The sequence below is a fragment of the Butyricicoccus sp. genome (assembly GCF_977037065.1).
Genome location: NZ_CDRQNY010000006.1, coordinates 34,277 through 52,713 on the forward strand (window position 1 = coordinate 34,277; position 18,437 = coordinate 52,713).

At 55.3% G+C, this 18,437-nt stretch carries 19 protein-coding genes; 6 read left to right on the forward strand and 13 right to left on the reverse strand.

Annotated elements, in window-relative coordinates:
• Positions 1 to 14: 14 nt before the first annotated feature.
• Together murI and ACWVX6_RS03820 are read right to left on the reverse strand one after the other, a co-directional pair.
• The gene (murI, locus tag ACWVX6_RS03815) at positions 15 to 812 is read right to left on the reverse strand and encodes a glutamate racemase (protein WP_455152397.1); all 798 of its coding nucleotides are present in this window, start codon (positions 810 to 812) and stop codon (positions 15 to 17) included.
• On the reverse strand, positions 805 to 1,875 hold the full coding sequence (locus ACWVX6_RS03820) for a D-alanine--D-alanine ligase family protein (protein ID WP_118480915.1): 1,071 nt from the start codon (positions 1,873 to 1,875) through the stop codon (positions 805 to 807). Before ACWVX6_RS03820 ends, murI begins: the two co-directional genes overlap by 8 nt.
• 217 nt (positions 1,876 to 2,092) lie before the next feature.
• Between ACWVX6_RS03820 and ACWVX6_RS03825 the strand changes: the two genes are divergently transcribed.
• The 5 genes from ACWVX6_RS03825 to ACWVX6_RS03845 are packed head-to-tail and all read left to right on the forward strand — an operon-like array spanning position 2,093 to position 4,738.
• Complete coding sequence (locus tag ACWVX6_RS03825) at positions 2,093 to 2,410, forward strand: PadR family transcriptional regulator (RefSeq protein WP_110435989.1); 318 nt, start codon at positions 2,093 to 2,095, stop codon at positions 2,408 to 2,410.
• Positions 2,407 to 3,066, forward strand: coding sequence for a DUF1700 domain-containing protein (locus tag ACWVX6_RS03830; RefSeq protein WP_119189524.1), 660 nt, complete (start codon positions 2,407 to 2,409; stop codon positions 3,064 to 3,066). The genes ACWVX6_RS03825 and ACWVX6_RS03830 overlap by 4 nt, the downstream gene beginning before the upstream one ends.
• Positions 3,063 to 3,992: a DUF4097 family beta strand repeat-containing protein gene (locus ACWVX6_RS03835; RefSeq protein WP_455152398.1), complete on the forward strand. Its 930-nt coding sequence runs from the start codon at positions 3,063 to 3,065 to the stop codon at positions 3,990 to 3,992. Before ACWVX6_RS03830 ends, ACWVX6_RS03835 begins: the two co-directional genes overlap by 4 nt.
• Positions 3,993 to 4,038: 46 nt before the next feature.
• Positions 4,039 to 4,248, forward strand: a complete 210-nt coding sequence (locus ACWVX6_RS03840; protein WP_110435986.1) for a PspC domain-containing protein — start codon at positions 4,039 to 4,041, stop codon at positions 4,246 to 4,248.
• Positions 4,249 to 4,288: 40 nt separating this feature from the next.
• Positions 4,289 to 4,738 (forward strand): hypothetical protein, encoded by a 450-nt coding sequence (locus tag ACWVX6_RS03845; RefSeq protein ID WP_118361074.1) that lies wholly within the window; start codon positions 4,289 to 4,291, stop codon positions 4,736 to 4,738.
• Positions 4,739 to 5,078: 340 nt separating this feature from the next.
• Here the strand turns inward: ACWVX6_RS03845 and trmD are convergent, their stop codons facing one another.
• The 8 genes from trmD to ACWVX6_RS03885 all read right to left on the reverse strand — a co-directional run bounded on the left by trmD (position 5,079) and on the right by ACWVX6_RS03885 (position 14,010).
• Positions 5,079 to 5,813, reverse strand: a complete 735-nt coding sequence (trmD, locus tag ACWVX6_RS03850) for a tRNA (guanosine(37)-N1)-methyltransferase TrmD (RefSeq protein ID WP_188886609.1) — start codon at positions 5,811 to 5,813, stop codon at positions 5,079 to 5,081.
• Positions 5,810 to 6,316 carry a ribosome maturation factor RimM gene (gene rimM / locus ACWVX6_RS03855; RefSeq protein WP_116705292.1) on the reverse strand — a complete coding sequence of 169 codons (507 nt, stop codon included), beginning with the start codon at positions 6,314 to 6,316 and terminating at the stop codon, positions 5,810 to 5,812. Before rimM ends, trmD begins: the two co-directional genes overlap by 4 nt.
• 768 nt (positions 6,317 to 7,084) lie before the next feature.
• Positions 7,085 to 7,315, reverse strand: a complete 231-nt coding sequence (locus ACWVX6_RS03860) for a KH domain-containing protein (protein ID WP_110435982.1) — start codon at positions 7,313 to 7,315, stop codon at positions 7,085 to 7,087.
• A gap of 14 nt (positions 7,316 to 7,329) precedes the next feature.
• Positions 7,330 to 7,572 carry a 30S ribosomal protein S16 gene (gene rpsP, locus ACWVX6_RS03865; RefSeq protein WP_110435981.1) on the reverse strand — a complete coding sequence of 81 codons (243 nt, stop codon included), beginning with the start codon at positions 7,570 to 7,572 and terminating at the stop codon, positions 7,330 to 7,332.
• 64 nt (positions 7,573 to 7,636) lie between these two features.
• Positions 7,637 to 8,995, reverse strand: a complete 1,359-nt coding sequence (ffh, locus tag ACWVX6_RS03870; RefSeq protein ID WP_119189529.1) for a signal recognition particle protein — start codon at positions 8,993 to 8,995, stop codon at positions 7,637 to 7,639.
• Position 8,996: 1 nt separating this feature from the next.
• On the reverse strand, positions 8,997 to 9,368 hold the full coding sequence (ylxM, locus tag ACWVX6_RS03875; RefSeq protein ID WP_110435979.1) for a YlxM family DNA-binding protein: 372 nt from the start codon (positions 9,366 to 9,368) through the stop codon (positions 8,997 to 8,999).
• 181 nt (positions 9,369 to 9,549) lie between these two features.
• Complete coding sequence (locus tag ACWVX6_RS03880; RefSeq protein WP_455152399.1) at positions 9,550 to 12,543, reverse strand: EAL domain-containing protein; 2,994 nt, start codon at positions 12,541 to 12,543, stop codon at positions 9,550 to 9,552.
• A 42-nt stretch (positions 12,544 to 12,585) separates the two neighbouring features.
• A complete protein-coding gene (locus ACWVX6_RS03885; protein WP_455152400.1) occupies positions 12,586 to 14,010 on the reverse strand; it encodes an extracellular solute-binding protein in 1,425 nt (474 codons plus the stop codon).
• A gap of 351 nt (positions 14,011 to 14,361) precedes the next feature.
• Between ACWVX6_RS03885 and ACWVX6_RS03890 the strand changes: the two genes are divergently transcribed.
• On the forward strand, positions 14,362 to 14,892 hold the full coding sequence (locus ACWVX6_RS03890; protein WP_110435976.1) for a DUF5662 family protein: 531 nt from the start codon (positions 14,362 to 14,364) through the stop codon (positions 14,890 to 14,892).
• A gap of 278 nt (positions 14,893 to 15,170) precedes the next feature.
• Here the strand turns inward: ACWVX6_RS03890 and ACWVX6_RS03895 are convergent, their stop codons facing one another.
• The 3 genes from ACWVX6_RS03895 to ACWVX6_RS03905 form a co-directional block, all read right to left on the reverse strand.
• Complete coding sequence (locus ACWVX6_RS03895; protein ID WP_455152401.1) at positions 15,171 to 16,181, reverse strand: sugar ABC transporter substrate-binding protein; 1,011 nt, start codon at positions 16,179 to 16,181, stop codon at positions 15,171 to 15,173.
• 85 nt (positions 16,182 to 16,266) lie between these two features.
• Positions 16,267 to 17,211 carry a sugar phosphate isomerase/epimerase family protein gene (locus tag ACWVX6_RS03900; RefSeq protein WP_118761741.1) on the reverse strand — a complete coding sequence of 315 codons (945 nt, stop codon included), beginning with the start codon at positions 17,209 to 17,211 and terminating at the stop codon, positions 16,267 to 16,269.
• A gap of 96 nt (positions 17,212 to 17,307) precedes the next feature.
• Positions 17,308 to 18,315 carry a Gfo/Idh/MocA family protein gene (locus tag ACWVX6_RS03905; RefSeq protein WP_118761740.1) on the reverse strand — a complete coding sequence of 336 codons (1,008 nt, stop codon included), beginning with the start codon at positions 18,313 to 18,315 and terminating at the stop codon, positions 17,308 to 17,310.
• Between the last annotated feature and the right edge of the window lie 122 nt (positions 18,316 to 18,437).

Genomic DNA, 18,437 nt, shown 5'->3' on the forward strand with positions numbered 1-18,437 from the left:
TATCTCTATGCTCCTTAATAGCGGGAAATATCCACAAGCTCCGCACCGACATCGACCTTTTCCTGCAGGAACAGCTCGGCGAGCTGGTCAAAGCCCTGCGGATCGTCCGAAACGAAATACTGCGTTGTACCCGTGCCCTCGTTCGGGTCAAACTGCGTGGAAGCGAGGTTTGCCGCCTCGGCGCCCGAGTCAATGAGCGTCACATCCGGACCCATAAAGTCGCCGATGACCTCCTCAAGCAGCGGATAGTGCGTGCAGCCGAGAATCAGCGTATCCACACCTGCGTCCTTCAGCGGCGTGAGATATTCCTTCACGATCGTTTCGATGACCACATCGCCGCGGTGCACGCGGCCGTTCTCGACCAGCGGCACGAACAGCGGACACGCCTGCGTGAACAGGTCGAGCGTACCGTCCTTTTTGTGCAGATACTTCTCGTATGCACCCGAACGGATGGTGGCCGCCGTGCCAATCACGCCGACTCTGCCGGTCTGCGTCATGGTCATGGCGCGGCGGCAGGCAGGCTCGACCGTGCCGATGATTGGGATGTCGTTCTCCTCGGAAAGCAGGTCAAGCGCGATAGCGGACACGGTGTTGCAGGCAATGATGATGGATTTCAGGTCATACTGGCGCAGAAACGCCACATCCTGCCTCGCATACTTGGTAATGATATCGCGGCCGCGCGTACCGTACGGCACACGGCCGGTATCGCCGAAATAGATGATATTCTCCTGCGGCATCAGGGCGTGCAGACGGCGCACGGCGGTCAGACCGCCCAAGCCGGAGTCAAATACGCCGATTGCACGCTTATCCATGATGCTCCTCCAGTGCCAGAGAGATCAGGCGGTCGAGCAGCTCGGCATAACCGATGCCCTCGTAATCAAACAGCTTGGGGTACATGCTGATCGAGGTAAAGCCCGGAATCGCATTCAGCTCGTTGAAAACGACCTCACCGCTGTCGTGGGTGACAAAGAAGTCTACGCGCGACAGGCCGCGGCAGCCGAGTGCGGTGTAAACGCGGACAGCGTCCTGACGGACGGCCGCAATCTGCTCCTCGGTGATATGTGCCGGAATGTACAGACGCGAGCTTTCATCCTTGTACTTGGCGTCAAAGGTGTAGAACTCCTGCGTCGGAGCGATCTCGCCGACCGTAGAGGCCTGCGGCTCGAGGTTGCCGAGCACAGCGCACTCGACCTCGTGACCGTCGATGAACTCCTCGACGAGCACCTTGGTATCCAGCTTAAAGGCTTCGGTCAGGCCCTCGGCCAGCTCGAGCAGATTGTTCGCCTTGGCAACGCCCACGGACGAGCCCTGCGAGCACGGCTTGACGAATACCGGGAACGCGCCCAGCGTTTCCGCAGCCGCGGCGATTACTGCCTCGGCATTGCGCTCAAAGTCATATCTCAGCGCCAGATAGTACCGCGCCTGACGGACGCCGGTGCCCTCAACGACCTTTTTGGTCAGCGCCTTATCCATCGTGTTCGCGCTTGCAGCTACGCCGCAGCCGACGTACGGAATACCGGCCAGCTCGAGCAGACCCTGCATCGTGCCGTCCTCGCCGCCGACGCCGTGCAGCACCGGGAATACGCAGTCCAGACGGACAATCTCGATCTCTCCCTCACGGAGCAGCACCATGCCGTGCATGCCGCGGTCGGGTGCGAGAACGACCTTTACCTTGCCGGTCATGCGCTCCCACGCACCGCTCTCTACACGGTCCGGATCACAGTCCGGGCAGTAGAACCACTCGCCGCTGCGGGTGATGCCGACCGGATAGATTTCATATTTATCTTTATTCAGGTTTCGCAAAATAGAAGCGGCAGACAGGCACGAGATGTCGTGCTCACTCGAAATACCGCCGAATAATACAGCCAGTTTCATTTATCAGATTCGCCCTTTCGTTCGTTTCCTCTGCCCATACTTATACAGATACCATTATACGCTATCTTTCCGGCGAATACAATGCGAAAACAGTGTTTTTCCTGCACTGATCCCACAAAATTTACAATTCCTTCATAGTTATTTTTGATATACCCGTTGACGGACTATATTATATCCAATATAATATTATTAGAAACACAGGAGAGGAGGATTCCATATGTCCTATCCCATCTCGTCCTCCCTGCTGGACGGCATCGTGCTTGCCGTAGTCGAGCGAGAAAGCACCTACGGCTACCGTATCACGCAGGACGTACAAAAGGTACTGGATATTTCCGAATCTACGCTGTATCCGGTACTTCGGCGGCTGATGAAGGACGGCTGCCTGACCACCTACGATCAAGCCTATGCGGGCCGCAACCGACGCTACTACCAGATCACCGAGCACGGCAGAGCCGCTCTGCGGCAGCACCGCATCGACTGGCAGAACTACCGCAGCGGGATCGACACGATCTTTTTTGGAGGGGTGAACGAATGAACAGAGCAGATTACATGGCAGCGCTGCGGCGTGCGCTCTCGGTTTTGCCGGAGGAGGAACGCGCGAACGCTTTGCGCTATTACGAAGAATATTTTGATGACGCAGGCCCGGAAAACGAGGCGAAGGCCATCGAGGAACTCGGCGAGCCGGCAAAGGTTGCGGCGCAAATCCTTGCGGACTACCGTGAACTGACCGCTGTACCGCATACACAGCCGATAAAAGAGAAGCGCCGCTGGCGCGGTATCAGTCCACTGCTGCTGATTGTGCTGGTGCTGCTCGCCATCCCGATTGGATTGCCGCTCGTATTCGGCGCAGGTGCAACCGTGCTTGGCGTGCTTCTGGCGATCGTTGCGACCGTGCTCGCGGTGATTTTCGCTGTACTGCTCATTCTGTACGGCATTCCGCTTGCGCTGATTTGCGGCGGAGCCGTGATTACCGTGCTGTCCTGCACACTGTGGGCGACACCGGCGAACGCGCTCGTCACACTCGGCAACGGACTGGCTGCCTTTGCCGCCGGTATCCTGCTCGGACTGCTGTCCATCAAGCTGAGCATTCTGTTTGTGCCGCCGGTGTTCCGCGCCTTTGTCGCCGTGCTGCGTGCGCCGTTTAACTGGATTCGCAACAGATGCCGCCGTACAGGAGGTGGAAATGTATGAAAAAGCTCATTATTGCCTGCGCTGCCGTGCTGGTGCTCGGACTCGGACTGACAACGGTCGGTCATGTGCTCGGCGGACAGTTTTACAGCGTGTACTATAATGGTGCGCTGCATCCGTTCAGCGATGCCGCACGCGATTTTTCCGATACGGTTGAGAATATCCGCGATCATTATGTTTCTCCGGATGATGAAATCGACAGCGATTACGACACCGGCTGGGTGCAGGATTACCTCGAAACCCGCCGAAATGCCATCGAAGGTTACAGCCTGCCCAAGCAGTCGCTCGACCATATCACCAGTATCGACCTGACGCTCAAGGGCGGCGATTTTGAGATACTGTATGTATCCGGCGCGGGTACGGACTTTACGCTGGACGGCGATTACAGCGTTGCGACCAGCTCTTTTACCCAAAACGGCAAATGGACAGCAAACATCTGGGCGAACAGCGGCACTGTCACCCTCATTATCCCGCGGGACAGCACATCGTTCCGTGAGATAGACATTGCCTGTACGCAGTCCGCAAACCTGTTCATCGAGGATAACCTCAGCGCAGACAGCATCAAGCTCTCCACGCAGGACGGCACGCTGACGACCAACGGGCTGTATGCACAGAACATCAACCTTTACACCAACACCGGAAACATTTCGGCATCCTTGCTGGAATTCAATCTGAGCCGGTGCCATATACAGGCGCATACAAACGGCGGTCCGGTCACGCTGAACGGCACTTCTCTGGTGCAGCTCAACGAGGACGGCAGCGGCACGGCACTGTATGACAACCGCTATGATACCGAAACGAAGTCCTATCGGCTCGACTTCTCGCTCGACCTGAACGCGACCGTCGGCGGCAGCGGCCGCATCGACCTGCTGAGCAAATACGAGGTCGGCCTTGTTCCTCAAGATGCACAGGGTCAAGATGTAACTTGACGAAATCCACAAAACAACGTATGATAAAAGAAAAGGAGACTTTACGATGAATGGCAAGAAATTGTATCGCAGTGAATCCAACCGCATGCTGTGCGGTGTCTGTGCCGGCATCGCGGAATATTTTGATCTCGACCCGACTTTGATCCGTCTGGCATGGGCGCTTGTATGCTTCCTCGGCGGTTCGGGTATCCTGGCGTATATTATCGCCGCGATCATCATTCCGTCCGAGAGCACGCGCAATAACAATATGATGTGACCCATCGCCGTTTCTCCGGAAAAGAGAGGAAGTGCTCGCTATGAGCGAAAACCAGCAGCCGCTGGACGAAGAACAGGCGGTTTCCGATGTGCAGGAGCAGGAAACCCTGCCTGCCGCAGCCGAAGATACCCCGCCCGCTGCGCAGGATGAAAATGCACCCGCCATCCTCGACGCGGAACCAGAAGAGGAAGAAGAAGATATTGATCCTGCCGATGTGAAGATCTTCGGCATGAAACGCCATGTGTTCCAGCTGACCTGTCTGGGCGCCGCTGTCGGCTATATCCTGTGCGGACTGGTCGGTATTCTCGGTGAGAAGATGCAGGGTACCGGTCTGGGCGATATTCTGGCGAAATCCCCGAGCACAACCGTCTGGGCGGTCGTTGTAGCCGCTGTCGGCTACTTTATCGGCTCGCGTCTGGAGAAAAAGCGCGAAGCTGCTCTTGCGGACGAACAGGCCGCACTCGAGCAGTCCAATGATACAAACGCATAATTTTCCTTTTGGAGCTGTCCGAAAAGAGAGTCTGTGTAAGCAGGCTCTCTTTTCGCGTTTGCGCAACAAAAAAGAACCCCGAAGGGTTCTTTTGAGGCTGTCGAAAAACTATCGTTTTCCGAGCAGCCTCTCGCTCGAAACCACGCTTTCGAGCGAATACTGAAGAAAAACCGCGCCCTACGGGCACATTTTTTCTTCCCTTGTATAAATTCCGAGATACATGCTCCCGGAATTTATGAATTTGCTTCGCAAATTCTATTTTATGCGTGCTGCCGCACGAAGCGTAAAAATTAAAATAATACTTTTTTGACAGACTGAAAAGAACCCCGAAGGGTTCTTTTTACCGCTCATCGCTGTGAATTTTATCGAGAATCTTTTTATCCCGCTTATCCTGCGGCTGAAACTGCGCAAACAGGTCAGGCCGATCCTTTTTCGTGCGGCGCAGGCTCATTTCGCGTCTCCATGCTTCGATGTTTGCATGGTGGCCAGAGAGCAGCACCTCCGGCACTTCCCTGCCGCGCCAGTTTTCCGGGCGGGTGTACTGCGGATGCTCGAGCAGACCATCCCAGTGGCTTTCCGCCGTGAACGCTTCCTCGTCCGGCAGAACGCCCGGCACCATGCGGCATACCGCGTCCGCGACAGCCATCGCGGGGATCTCGCCGCCGGTGAGCACAAAGTCGCCGATGGAGATCTCCTCGTCCACGCACTCGTCAATAAAGCGCTGGTCAATGCCCTCATAATGGCCGCAGACCAGAATAAAGTGCTCCTTCGCGAGCAGCTCACGCGCTTTCTGCTGGTTAAACGGCTGTCCCTGTGCAGAGAGGAACACCGTGTGCACATGTTCGCCGGCACTCAGCGCCTGATGGCACAGATACAGCGGCTCAGCCAGCATGACCTGTCCGCGTCCACCGCCGTAGGGCGCGTCATCCGCCTTGTGGTGCTTGTCGAGCGCATAATCGCGGATGTTGGTCGCCTTGACCTCGACAACACCCTTGTCCTGGGCGCGTCCGATAATGCTTTCGCGCATAACCGCGTTGATCATCTCCGGAAACAGCGTCATAATGTCGATTTTCATTCGATCAGGCCCTCGATGCTCTCAACGTAGATCACGCCGGCTTCCATATCGATCTCCTTGAGGAACGGCTTGATGGCCGGAATGTAGATCAGGCGGCCGTCCTCACCGGCGATCTCGTACATATCATGCGCCGGATTACTGGTCAGTACGTCACGGATGCGGCCGATTACGCGGTCAACGCGCAGATCGAACACCTTGAAGCCCAGAATATCCTGAATGAACACGAGATCCTCGGGCAGCTCTACGTCCTCGCGGTCGAGGTGGAGCACCTTGTTTCGCATCGCCTCGGCGGCCTCGACCGTGTCAATGCCCTTGATGTGCATAAGCACAACATTCTTGTGAACCTGCGCCTTTTCGACGGTCACAGGCGTTTTTTCGTCCAGATAGAGCGTGTCAAAGTCACACAGCACCTCAGGGCTGTCGCACCAGCTCTGCACCTTCAGGTCACCGCGCACGCCGTGCGTGCCGACGATCTTGCCAGCCTCTAAAAATTTCTTCGGCATATTCGTTCTTTCCTCCTGCCTGTGAGCGTTTTTATTCCTGCGATATTGGATTGATGGTGATTCGTTTATCTGTCGGGGATTTCGCCGTCTGCGGACGGGTCGCGCAATTCTTTAGCCTGTTACTACGCACGGCACCTGCGAATTTAGACATTCACCACATTTAACTGCGTAGGTGCCTTCCAACACAACACGTTAAGAGTTTGTGCGGCACTGTTATCCCCCAGGGGACCTTCTCTTGCCCTTCGGGCAATTCACCTTGTGCCGCACTCAGCAGAGAGCAAACCGTCTGTGTAGCAGTCCGGTATCTGGCACTGCGAAACGGTTGAGAAAGACACGGAAGAAAAAATCCTTTGCCGTTCCTTTGCGAGTCTCAGCTCTGCAAATTTCGCCGTGCCCTCTAAGGGAAAGGCAGGAGTTCAAAGAGGAAGGAAAACCGTAGGTTGTCCTTCCTTTTTGCCCCCGCCGCGGGCGCGGCAAACTCCCGCGCTCCACAGAGCGCAACTCCCCGCTGAATCTCAGTGAAAAACACCCGCCCGTTAGGGACGAATACGCTTACGCAGTTCGTGCCCCCCGTTGAGTCAGTGCCGAAAAGGGTGCCTCCCAGGCAGAGCGTATTGCTGACGCAACTCGTGTGCCCCGCATAATCGGTGCCCGATAAAAACAAAAAATCGCCGCGCTGCGGCGATTTTCGGAAAAAGCCAGCGCCTGACGGCACCGGCTCTTCATTCAAGTTGAAGTGATTAACACTTCGGCGCGATCCGCGCAGGCTCAGTCGAGAATATCAACTGTGACGCGCTTGTTCTCGCGATTGCCTGCCGCTTTCATGAGTGTGCGGATTTCCTTTGCGATGCGGCCGTGGCGACCGATAACGCGACCCATATCTCCCGGTGCTACACGCAGCGAGTAGGTGATGTTATCGCCGTCGATCTCCTCAGTAATGGCAATCGCAGCCGGATCGGAAACCAGATTTTCGACTATATAAGTCAGTAACTCTTTCATTTCGACGACCTCACTCAATTCAGCACACCGGCCTTCTTCAGAATACCGCGAACGGTATCGGTCGGCTGAGCGCCGTTCTTGATCCACTCCTGAGCACGGTCAGCGTTTACGTTGACAACAGCCGGCTCTGCCAGCGGATTGTAAGTGCCGATCTCCTCGATGAAACGACCGTCACGCGGGTAACGGGAATCAGCGACAACGATGCGGTAGAACGGAGTCTTCTTAGCGCCCATGCGACGCAGTCTGATCTTTACCATTGAAATTTCACCTCCTGTTATAGAAATTTATCTATTGTAAATTTACTTTACAAACGAATAGCGATTAAAACGGCAGCTTGAAGTTGCCCAGTCCCGGAAAGCCGCGGCGCTTTTTGCCCTTGCTGCGTGCCATGCTGGTAAGCTGCTTGGTCATCTTCTGCATGGCCTCAAACTGCTTGAGCAGCTTGTTGACCTGCTCGACCGACAATCCGCAGCCGTTTGCAATGCGCTTCTTGCGGGAGTAGTTGATGATGGAGGGATTATCTCTCTCCTTCGGGGTCATAGACTGGATGATGGCTTCGGTATGCGCCATCTGCTTTTCGTCGATCTTTGCACCGGCGAGGGCTTTTGCGTCCACACCCGGCAGCATGCCGAGCATTTCCTCCATCGAGCCCATGTTTTTCATTTTCTGCAGCTGATCGTAAAAATCGGTCAGCGTCAGCTTGCCGGCCATCATCTTCTTGGCGGTTTCGGCTGCCTGCTTCTGATCGAAGGACTCCTGCGCCTTTTCGATCAGCGTCAGCACATCGCCCATGCCGAGGATGCGGCTTGCCATACGGTCCGGGTGGAACGGCTCGATATCGCCGAGCTTCTCGCCCGTGCCGATGAACTTGATCGGCTTGCCGGTAACGGCCTTGACCGAAAGCGCTGCACCGCCGCGTGCGTCGCCGTCCATCTTGCTCATGAGCACACCATCGATGCCGAGAGCCTCGTCAAAGGTCTGTGCGACCGTTACGGCGTCCTGACCGGTCATTGCGTCCACCACAAGGATGATCTCGGTGGGCTTGACCGTTGCTTTGATGTTTTTCAGCTCGCCCATCAGCTTTTCGTCGATGTGCAGGCGGCCTGCGGTATCGAGGAAAACCAGATCATAGCCGTTCTTGCGGGCAAAGTCGATGCCGTGCTTTGCAATCTCGACCGGATCGCCCTGACCTTCGTCAAAAACGGGGATGTTAAGCTGCTTGCCAACTACCTTTAACTGTTCGATAGCCGCCGGACGGTAAACGTCACAGGCTACGAGCAGCGGTCGGCGCTGCTGCTGCTTGCGAAGCAGAGCGGCCAGCTTTGCGCAGTTGGTGGTTTTGCCGGCGCCCTGCAGACCGGCCATCATCACGATGGTGGGCGGGTTCGGCGATATGGTCAAACGAGTGGTCTGGCCGCCCAAGAGCGAAACCAGCTCCTCGTTTACGATCTTGATGACCTGCTGGGTCGGAGACAGGCTTTCGAGGATCTCCGCGTCCGTTGCCTTTTCGGTAACAGTCTTGATGAAGTCCTTTGCGACCTTGAAGTTAACGTCCGCCTCGAGCAGTGCCATGCGGATTTCCTTCATTGCGTCCTTGATATCGGACTCGGTCAGCCTTCCCTTGCTGCGCAGGTGCTTAAAAGCAGATGAAATTTTTTCGGTAAGCCCTTCAAATGCCATGTTAAGCCTCCTGCCTGAGCTGTTCGAGCAGTGCCGTCATGCGGGAAACGATCTCGTCCGCCTCGGCACTGTGCAGTTGTGCGGCGTTCAATTCATGCAGCTGCTCAACCTCGTGCTGAAGTTCCTCTGCGCACCGCTCGGTGTCGCCGTATCGGGCCACCAGACCGAGCTTGTCCTCCATCTCATGAAGGGCGTGCTCCGCTCGCTTGATGCTGTCGCGCACACCCTGACGGGTGATGCCGGCGTGCTCGGCGATCTCGGAAAGCGAAAGATCTTCATTGTAATACAGATCAAACAACTCGCGCTGCTTCTCGGTGAGGGTCTCGCCGTAGAAGTCAAACAGCAGGCTCATTTCAAGCGGTGTTGCCTTCATGGTGATCCTCCCTGCGAAGTGTAAAGTGTTTTGCCTTTACATCGAACGTGATTATTCTATCCTATATCGGCTCTTTTGTCAAGAGGAAACTTTTCATATTGCAAAGATTTTTTCGTTCCGGTTGCATCATCGGGAATTGCGGATGGAAACCGCAGCTTCTCCCGCTTTGCAAGCGACCCGCTCACCGATTCATCCACCGAATCACGCTCAGCGCCTGCGGCGCGATCTCACTCGGAGACGCTGCCGGCTTCGCCAGAAAATATCCCTGCAGCAGATCAACGCCCAGTTCAATAACCTTGCGCAGCTCGGCTTCGGTCTCGATGCCCTCGGCAACGATCTTCATGCCGCGTCCGTGTGCGTATTCCACAATATCCTTGACCAGCTGCTGCTTATCCGCATCGGTATCAATATCGCAGATAATGGTGATATCCACCTTGATATAGTCCGGCGACAGCTCGAGCAGACTGTTGCTGTTGCTGTAACCGCTGCCCCAGTCATCCAGCGCGAACGCGCCCTGATCGCCCAGTGCCCTGCGCTTGCGCTCCAGCGCCTCGCGGTCGATCTCCTCTTCCTCGGTGATCTCGATAACCAGATTATTCAGCAGCTCGGCAAACTGCGCCTTGAATTCCGCAACATCCTCATCCGTCAGGCTGCTGCTGGCAATCGAGTTGAGAAACAGCTTGGTGTTCCTATGCAGCCGCCCCCTGTTCTGCATCATCACAAACGTGGATGCCGCCTTGAAGGCGGTCAGCCGCTCAACCTCGTACAGCTTGTCCATCTCGCGCGCCAGCTTCATCACGGTCAGCGGCGAACGCAGAAGCGGCATTTTCACACGCAGCAGCGCCTCATACGCCTCTACCCTGCCGGTATGCGCCGAGAAAATCGGCTGAAAATGGTAGCCTGCGCTGTTCTCACGCAGCATCTGCAGGAATTCCCTGCGCAGCTGTGCTGCGTAGACCTCCTGATTATAGGCGCCGATATCAAATTCACCCATTTCGCCCTTGGACTCATGCTTCACCTGATACATGGCAAAATCCGCATGCTTTTTGAGCGTAGCCAGATCCCTGCCGTTCTCCGGATACCACGCTATACCGCCGGAAATGCTGATGCGCATAGTGTCGCCGTTCGGCAGAAGCGCCGTGCGCTCCTTCATTGCTTCGGAAAGCCTGTTCAGCACCTGACGGATTTCGTCTCGTTCATCGTAACCATAGAACAGCACAATGAATTCATCTCCCGACATACGGGCGCAAATGGTATTCTGGGGCAGCGTCTGTGCAAAGCACTGACCCGCCAGATTGATATATTGGTCGCCCCAGTCATGGCCGAACGTGTCGTTGATATGCTTGAGGTTATCCATATCCATCATCAGCAGTGCAGCATGCCCCAGCTTTTCCGGCATACGGAACAGTTTTTTCGCCCGTGCATCAAAGGCCCGGCGGTTGTACAGACCGGTCAGCACATCGTAATCGCGCTCATGCTCGATGCGGCGGCGCTCAAGTGTTGTCGCAGTCACATCCTCGACCAGACCGACCTGCACCTCGTCCTCGTTGGTGATGCGCAGCATGACAAACCGCTCGCTGCCGTCCTTTTGCGGAATGGTGAACACACAGCCGCCGTCCTGCAGACTGAAGCTCTCATTCTGCAGCACCAGCTCCTCCATCAGCATCTCAAACCGCTCCCGCGTCACATCATTCGGGTCGATGTCCTGCATGCCGAGCATGGAGAAAAAGTTGTCGGTCACGAATACTTTATCGCTGTCCTCACGCATTTCATAGCCGCCGAGTTCAATACTTGCCATGTCCATAATACGCAGGAATTTCGTGGAGGTATCCAGAATATCCTGACTGAGCTGGGTGATTGCAGTGGAAAAGCCGTCTAACTCGCGGATGCCGGTGCGCGAGAGCTTTGGGATCGTCGTTCTCTTATCCTGTATAGCGGCTATCTCGTCGGACAGCTGCCGAATCGGATGCGCCAGTCCGCGGCTGACCAAATAACTGCATACCAGACCGACAGCCAGCGTCAGCACGACTGCCACCAACAGCAGACTCTGCATATCGTTGGAGATTTTATACAGCGTGCTGTTGGGCACTATGCCGAGCAGCAGCCAGTGCTCATCCGAAAATGGTGCATTGCGGTTGTACAGCGTCAGCGGTTCCGCACAAGCGAAGTATTTTGTCTTATTGATGACAATGGTGCCGGCAGCACCGCTGTCCTGCATGACAATGCTCTGCGCGCTTTTCAGCGAACGATCCTGCGTAGAAAACGTCACCGGCTGCAGCGGGATGCCGCCGGCCTGCTTTTCATCAGTCGTTACGGCGAGCAGGTATGCGCCGGTGCCGTCATTCTGCAGTTCGGTCAGCGGCAGCTGCTCCTCCAGATAGCTGCACAGCAGCTCCACGCCGACAACGCCGTACACCGTGCCGTCCGGCAGGATGAGCGGCTGCGCGTACGCGATTGCCTCCCGCTTGTCTCCCGGCAGAACATACGGCGAGGTCGTCCAGCGGCCGTACTGCGCCATCATCAGCTTGCCGCCGTCCTGATAGGCGGTCCTGAACGGCTGATACACAAAATCACCAAGCTCTTCATAGTCCAGCGCGGGCTGCCAGCAGGAGTCTGTCGAAATACGCATGGACTTCACGATTCCTGCCGGTGCAAACGACAGCATCAGATCCTCGTTGCGCTCGGAAGCCGCCGCATCCGGGTCCAGATCGCGCAGATAAATGCCCGGCAGACGCCCATTGGTCTTGCGGGCATCCAGATCGCATGTATTGAGCACCACGAATACACCCGTCACCAACGAGCTGCGCAGCTGCGTCACCAAATCATCCGCAATCGCTTCAAGCAGCGGCTCGCTCGAAGCGCTGCTCTGTCCCAGCGTATCCTTTGAGATTTGACCGGAGGTCAGCAGCGCTTCGGTCTTCTCGTTGATCCGATTCGGCATATCGCCGAGATTCTGCGCCTGCACGAGAAAATCCTCCAGATATCTGCTGCGGTTCTCAACCTGTTTGGCTAAAATATCCTCCGCATTCCGGTCCAGCTGCTGCGGCACACGGCTTACCGCGATGGAGCCGATCAGCAGTGTGACCTCGACCGCCAGAATGACCAGTACCGATATAAATATAGTGGAAAAGACCGATCTTTCCCGTTTTTCTGTTGGCTTACTGCGAGCCTTCATACCGCACCGCCTGTTCAAACCCGATCTCTCGAGCTGTTTCTCTTATCCTTCGTATGCCTGAAGCTGCGCCAGCGTATCCCGATACCATCTGTCAAAATATGCATCTGTCAGGAATTCCGCCTCGGCCTGCTCCGCGCTCTGCCCGGCTGCAATGCGCTGCTCCACCGTGTCGCGGTCTGCCACAGCAAGATCACTCATCGCGTATTCCAGCACCTTGCGCGCGTTCTTGCTGCCCTCGAAGGCACGGGTGGTGTACAGCTTATTCTCGTTTACCGTCTTGACCGCCATCTGCAGAACGGACTTGACCTCGGGTGTCATAGCAACCTCGCTGTCAGCCAGCATTTCTTCTTTATTCGCTTCCCGGGTGACCGGCAGATAACCCGAGCCGATCGAGAACTGAATGTTGTTCTCCGGTGCGGTGAAATACTTGAGGAAGGTTACGCTCGCCTTGATCTCCGCCTCATCGCCCTTGGTAACAACCATGCCCGCACCCTGCTGCACCGAAACCGGTTCACAGCCCGCAAAATGCGGATTCGGCAGCACTTTCAGCTCGATCGAATGGCTGTCGTCATCACTGGTCATTACGCTGTCCGGAAAGAAGGTCGCGCTCGAGCTGGAGCCGACATAGGACAGGATTGTACCGGTTTTGATGTCATCGCTGCGGAAATGGCCGGTTGCCTCAAAATAGCCCTTGATAAACGGCACATAGTAGTTGTCCCACAGCTTACGGATAACATTCTTATCAAAATCAAGCGTCATTTTGCCGTTCTGCACGTCAAAAATCGTGCAGCCAAGCTCCTTTGCACCGATGAGCAGATAGTTTGCCATCGCATCTCTGCCAAACAGAGCACGGCCGTCATCCGGCGCTTCGGTCTGCGCGTCCGTCCAGTTATAGTATTTCTCGGCTGCTGCGGTCAATCCCTCAACCGTTGCAAGATCGTCATAGGTCGTGCCGGTCGCCTGCGAAAACGCCTGCCAGTCGGTATCGTTCAGATAGAGCACCTCGGTGGCCTTTGCGGTCGGGAAAATCTTGATGCTGCCATCACCGTCAAAGTCGCCCTCGGTGAGATAGCCTTCGATGTACTCGCTTTTTTCGCTTTCGGTCAGGTAGTCGTTCAGATCCACGACCATGCCCTGCTGATCGAGCGCATACGCGGTATCCGCATAGCCGGAGAAGATATTCGGCAGCTCTTCCGCACCGACCTTGCCTTCCGCGGCGTTCAGCACGTTAGTCTCCAGATCATTTACACTGCCCTGACTGGCGCTTTCCACCGTGATCCCCTGCTCTTTGCCGACCGTATCGTTGAATTTCTGCACCATCCGGTTGAATGCTTCGAGCTGCTCACCGTTATAGTAGTTCCAGATTGTGATCGTCACCGGCTCCTTTTCCGCACCGCAGCCGCCGCATGTCAGCGCCAGCATGACCGCAGCCGCCGTTCCGGCGATCAACCGCTTGTATGCCTTCATAGTTTCCTCTTTTTCTCCTGATAGTATGTAAACAAATTCATCCGATTCTATATATTTTCCCATATACACGGAATTTTCTTTTTCCATTCATATAAATAGTGCAGCAAAAGCAGCGTGTACAGCGCGTAAAGAGCGCGGAAATTTTACGCGGGTATGCTGCCGCATGGCAAATGAAATTGATAATGGTATTTGCGTGCTGTATGCGTGCACCTGCTGCAGTATCTGTCTGAACTGCTATAGCGAAAAACGTAAAGCGCGAGTTCCCGAGGGCACATTGCACATTGTTTTTGCTTTTCTTTTTCCGCACAGCATGGTAGAATACTATCAGTCCGAAAAAGGAGGGCGCATGCCATGAAATGGCTTTCACATCTGCGCACGGTGCAGCACCATCGTTTTCTGGTGCTCCGGCACTGCTGGCGCGTTGGATTATACTGGCAGGGACTGACGCACGATTTGAGCAAGTTCAGTCCGGTGGAGTTTTCCGCCGGTGCAAAATATTATCAGGGCAACCGCAGCCCGAACGAGATCGAACGCCGCGAAAAGGGCTACAGCGCGGCATGGCTGCATCATAAGGGCCGGAATAAGCATCATCTGGAGTACTGGATCGACTACGCCGCCGACGGCTCCGGTATGTGCGGCATGAAAATGCCCATTCAATATGTAATAGAGATGTTCTGCGACCGCGTAGCCGCCAGCAAGACCTATCGCGGTGCTGCCTACCGCGACAGCGATCCGTATGATTACTATGCACACTCGGTCGATCACTATATCATCCATCCGGATACCGCCGCCGCACTGGAATCCCTGCTGCGTATTCTGCGCGACGAGGGCGAGGAAAGGGCGTTTGCGGCTGCGCGAAAGCTGCTTAAAACGGGATATTGAGCAAAAAGGAATCAGCCTGCCGGCTGATTCCTTTTTATAATATGATGTGCAGCCGCAAAAGTATCCACAAGTTGTGGATACTTTTTGTTGATATCCGCTTTGCAAGCAAAGAACCGAAACAGCGCACAGGACCTTTGTCCTGTGCGCTGTACAGTTCAGCATTATCTTCCTTGGGCAATACCGCCGTCCCGAGGCGGTACGATTGGGAACGTTGGAGCGTCAGACCCGACCGTTTTCCAAAGGAAAAGAGATTTAACAGTGTGCAGCCGGTCTGTGAATTACTCCCACAGACCCTTAGTCTTCATGTCGTCGATGTACTCATCGCAGTTGGTGGAGTCAACGACCTTGGAACCGGAATCAATAAAGGAATCAACCTGTTCGCCTTCCAGAGCCTTTACCGCAGCTTCCACTGCCTTGTAACCCATGTCATAACCGAGCTGCGCGATATCCATGCCGAGCGTACCGTCCTTGATGGCGGAGATAGCGGAGGTATTGCCGTCAAAGCCGCACACGATGGTATCGGCATACTTGGCATTGCCGGAGTCCTTGATGATCTTGACAACGCTCATCGCCATGTCGTCATTGGAGGACAGAACGATGTCAATGCCGTCCGGATACATCTGCATAACGGATTCCATTGCAGTTGCAGCCTTCTCAGCCAGACCGTCGCAGTACTGCACCTCTACAACCTCGCCGCCGGCCTCCTCAACGCCTTCCTTGTAGCCGGCCAGACGTGCTTCGTGCGTCTCGTCGCCCTGTACGCCGGTAACGATCAGTACAATCGGCTTGTCAACACCGTTCGCCTTGGCTGCTTCTACGGCTGCCGTGCCGCCGCTCTTGGCTGCATCCTTATTACCGGTGCCGACAAATGCAAGCTTCTTATCCGAGGTGAAGTCGGTATCCAGTGCAATAACCACCTTGTCCGTGTTTGCTACTAGCGTGGATGCGGAATCCGACTGCAGCGGAGCCAGTACCAGTGCGTCAATACTCGGATTGCCGAGCGAGGTCTCAATCATGTTGACCTGCTCATCATAGGACGTTGCCGAGGTCGGAGACTGAATCTCTACGTTTACGTTGTCGTGCTCATCGGCATACGCCTTTGCACCTGCCATAACCTTGTTGAAGTGGCCGTCGGTCAGCTTTACGATAACCGAGATGTTGTAAGCGTCGCTGCTGCCGCTGTCTGCGGAAGAACCGCCGTTGTCGCTCGCAGAGGAGCCGCCGCAGCCCGCCAGCATACCTGCACACAGTGCGCTTGCCAGAGTCATCGCTAACAGTCTCTTTTTCATGATAATTGTCCTTTCTTTCCTCTCGTTTTTCTCTTCAGGGGTCTCTCTTTTTTATTTTTATTCAATAGCGCCGAAGCGTTATTTTTTACAGATCGCAGGGCATTGCTTCCTTGAGTACGGTGGTGGACTTTTTCAGTCCGGTCAGTGCCGGCATAGTCAGATCCTCCATCTCCTGACTGATCGGGCCGTCATAGCCCTCCATGCTCAGGCAGGACAGGAATTCCTTCCACCAGCTGACATCATGGCCGTGACCGAGTGCAACATAGTTCCATGTGCGCTTTGCAAACTGGTCGATGGTCTTGGTGTCGAGCACGCCGTCCGGGCCGATATAGTTGCGTTCGATGCGGACGTCCTTGGCGTGTACATGGTAAATGCGGTCCGCGCCCAGCTTGTGTACTGCGGCGACCGGATCGCCGCCCATCCACATCAGATGGCTCGGATCGAGGTTCATGCCGACCATCGGGCCGACTGCGTCACGCAGACGAATGAGCGTTTCCGGATTGTAGACCATCTGGCAGCCGTGGTTCTCCAGTGCGATCTTCTCGATGCCGTTGGCCTTTGCCAACTCGACGGTTTTCTTCCAGTACGGAATGAGCACCTCTTCCCACTGCCAGTTGAGAATCTTGGTGGTGATCGGCGGCCAGCTCGTTACGATCCAGTTCGGGGTGTGATCCTCCGCCGAACCGCCCGGGCAGCCGCTCATCATAACGATTTTCTTGACGCCGAGCAGACCTGCCAGCTTAAAGGTCTTTTCGACTACCTCCTGATGCAGCTTGCCCTCCTCGTTCGGTGCAAGCTGGTTGCCCGAGCAGTTGAGCACCTCAAGCACCAGTCCGCGCTTTGCGATAGCGTCCATAAAGCTTTTGCGGGCTTGCTCGCTCTCAAGCATGGCATCGAGGTCAATATGCGGCGCTTTGGACCAGTTGCCGCAGGCGATTTCGATGGACTCGTAGCCGAGTTCCGCAACGGTATCAAGCATTTCTTCAAACGGCATGTAGCCGAGACAGTCGGTATTTAAGCAGAATCTCATTTTGCATATCCTTTCAGAGTGTTCTTCGCTCGTGCCACGGCGTCCGATGCACCGCGGCACGCGAAAGAGAAGTAGAAAATAAAAAGAGAAGATAAGTTATTTCTTATAGAAGTCCGGCATTGCGTCATACTTGATTTCAACAACGGACTGGGTGTCACGCGCCTTGGAAGCGGCCTTTGCAGTTACCTGTGCGGTATAGCCGTCCCACGCGGACGGACCGTCTACGCGGCCTTCCTTGCAGGCGTTGATCCAGGACTGGAATTCGATATTGTACGCTTCCGGGAAGCGCTCGGACCAGTCATGGCAGATGGGCGTTACGCGGGAATCATTGGTACGGATCATTGCGTTTGCCGGTTCCGGCAGATTCAGACAGCCTTCCTCGCAGACGACCTCGCAGCGGACGTCATAGCCGTAGCGGCAGTTTACGAAGGATTCTACATCAATGCGCACGCCGGATTCGGTGGTCAGATACATGATCTGCGGGTCGCGCAGCTCGCCTTCCGCGTTGCGGGTGGTCTTGGGGAATACGACCTCGGCAGTCTTGTAGTTTTCACCGAGCAGCCAGCGCAGAACGTCGATTTCGTGGATCATGGAGTTCTCAACCGGCATAGAGGTGGTAAAACCCGGTGCGTCATAGTTGCGGTGTACGCAGTGCAGCATGAGCGGCAGGCCGTACTTGCCGGAATCGATAGCTTTCTTAAGCTGATTGTAGCCCGGGTCATAGCGGCGCATGAAGCCGACCTGAACCAGCTGCTTGCCGGCGGCCATCTCGGCCTCTACGATGCGCTTGCAGGCATCCGCCTCGGGTGCGAGCGGCTTTTCGCAGAATACATATTTGCCGGCCTTGATTGCCGCCATGACGTATTGCTCGTGGAACGGATCGAGCGTGGTAACAACAACAGCGTCGATTTCGTCCGAAGCGATCATCTCCTCGCCGCTCTCCCAAGCCTTGATGGCGTACTTCTCGGCAACCGACTTGCAGAAATCAACATTTGCGTCCGCGCAGCCGACTACCTTTGCACCCTGCAGGGTGTTGTTGATACGCTCAATGTGCGTGCGGCCGATTGCGCCCGTGCCTACCAGACCGATTTTCAGTTCTTCCATGATATTTCCTCCTCAAGTATGTCATTTCTTCTCATTTATGCAATTTTTTCTTTACGAGTACGTACTCGTAATTCTCTATAAAAAATATCTGCTGTTATTTAGCAAATATCTTTTGACGGGAT

Coding starts and splice junctions, on each gene's coding strand:
- rimM (WP_116705292.1), bottom strand. CDS start 6,316: ATGCCGAAGAAATTTTTAGAGGCTGGCAAGATCGTCGGCACGCACGGC.
- ACWVX6_RS03835 (WP_455152398.1), top strand. CDS start 3,063: ATGAAAAAGCTCATTATTGCCTGCGCTGCCGTGCTGGTGCTCGGACTC.
- ACWVX6_RS03885 (WP_455152400.1), bottom strand. CDS start 14,010: ATGAAGGCATACAAGCGGTTGATCGCCGGAACGGCGGCTGCGGTCATG.
- ACWVX6_RS03860 (WP_110435982.1), bottom strand. CDS start 7,315: ATGAAAGAGTTACTGACTTATATAGTCGAAAATCTGGTTTCCGATCCG.
- ylxM (WP_110435979.1), bottom strand. CDS start 9,368: ATGAAGGCAACACCGCTTGAAATGAGCCTGCTGTTTGACTTCTACGGC.
- ffh (WP_119189529.1), bottom strand. CDS start 8,995: ATGGCATTTGAAGGGCTTACCGAAAAAATTTCATCTGCTTTTAAGCAC.
- ACWVX6_RS03825 (WP_110435989.1), top strand. CDS start 2,093: ATGTCCTATCCCATCTCGTCCTCCCTGCTGGACGGCATCGTGCTTGCC.
- ACWVX6_RS03845 (WP_118361074.1), top strand. CDS start 4,289: ATGAGCGAAAACCAGCAGCCGCTGGACGAAGAACAGGCGGTTTCCGAT.
- ACWVX6_RS03820 (WP_118480915.1), bottom strand. CDS start 1,875: ATGAAACTGGCTGTATTATTCGGCGGTATTTCGAGTGAGCACGACATC.
- trmD (WP_188886609.1), bottom strand. CDS start 5,813: ATGAAAATCGACATTATGACGCTGTTTCCGGAGATGATCAACGCGGTT.
- ACWVX6_RS03905 (WP_118761740.1), bottom strand. CDS start 18,315: ATGGAAGAACTGAAAATCGGTCTGGTAGGCACGGGCGCAATCGGCCGC.
- ACWVX6_RS03895 (WP_455152401.1), bottom strand. CDS start 16,181: ATGAAAAAGAGACTGTTAGCGATGACTCTGGCAAGCGCACTGTGTGCA.
- ACWVX6_RS03830 (WP_119189524.1), top strand. CDS start 2,407: ATGAACAGAGCAGATTACATGGCAGCGCTGCGGCGTGCGCTCTCGGTT.
- ACWVX6_RS03840 (WP_110435986.1), top strand. CDS start 4,039: ATGAATGGCAAGAAATTGTATCGCAGTGAATCCAACCGCATGCTGTGC.
- rpsP (WP_110435981.1), bottom strand. CDS start 7,572: ATGGTAAAGATCAGACTGCGTCGCATGGGCGCTAAGAAGACTCCGTTC.
- ACWVX6_RS03900 (WP_118761741.1), bottom strand. CDS start 17,211: ATGAGATTCTGCTTAAATACCGACTGTCTCGGCTACATGCCGTTTGAA.
- murI (WP_455152397.1), bottom strand. CDS start 812: ATGGATAAGCGTGCAATCGGCGTATTTGACTCCGGCTTGGGCGGTCTG.
- ACWVX6_RS03880 (WP_455152399.1), bottom strand. CDS start 12,543: ATGAAGGCTCGCAGTAAGCCAACAGAAAAACGGGAAAGATCGGTCTTT.
- ACWVX6_RS03890 (WP_110435976.1), top strand. CDS start 14,362: ATGAAATGGCTTTCACATCTGCGCACGGTGCAGCACCATCGTTTTCTG.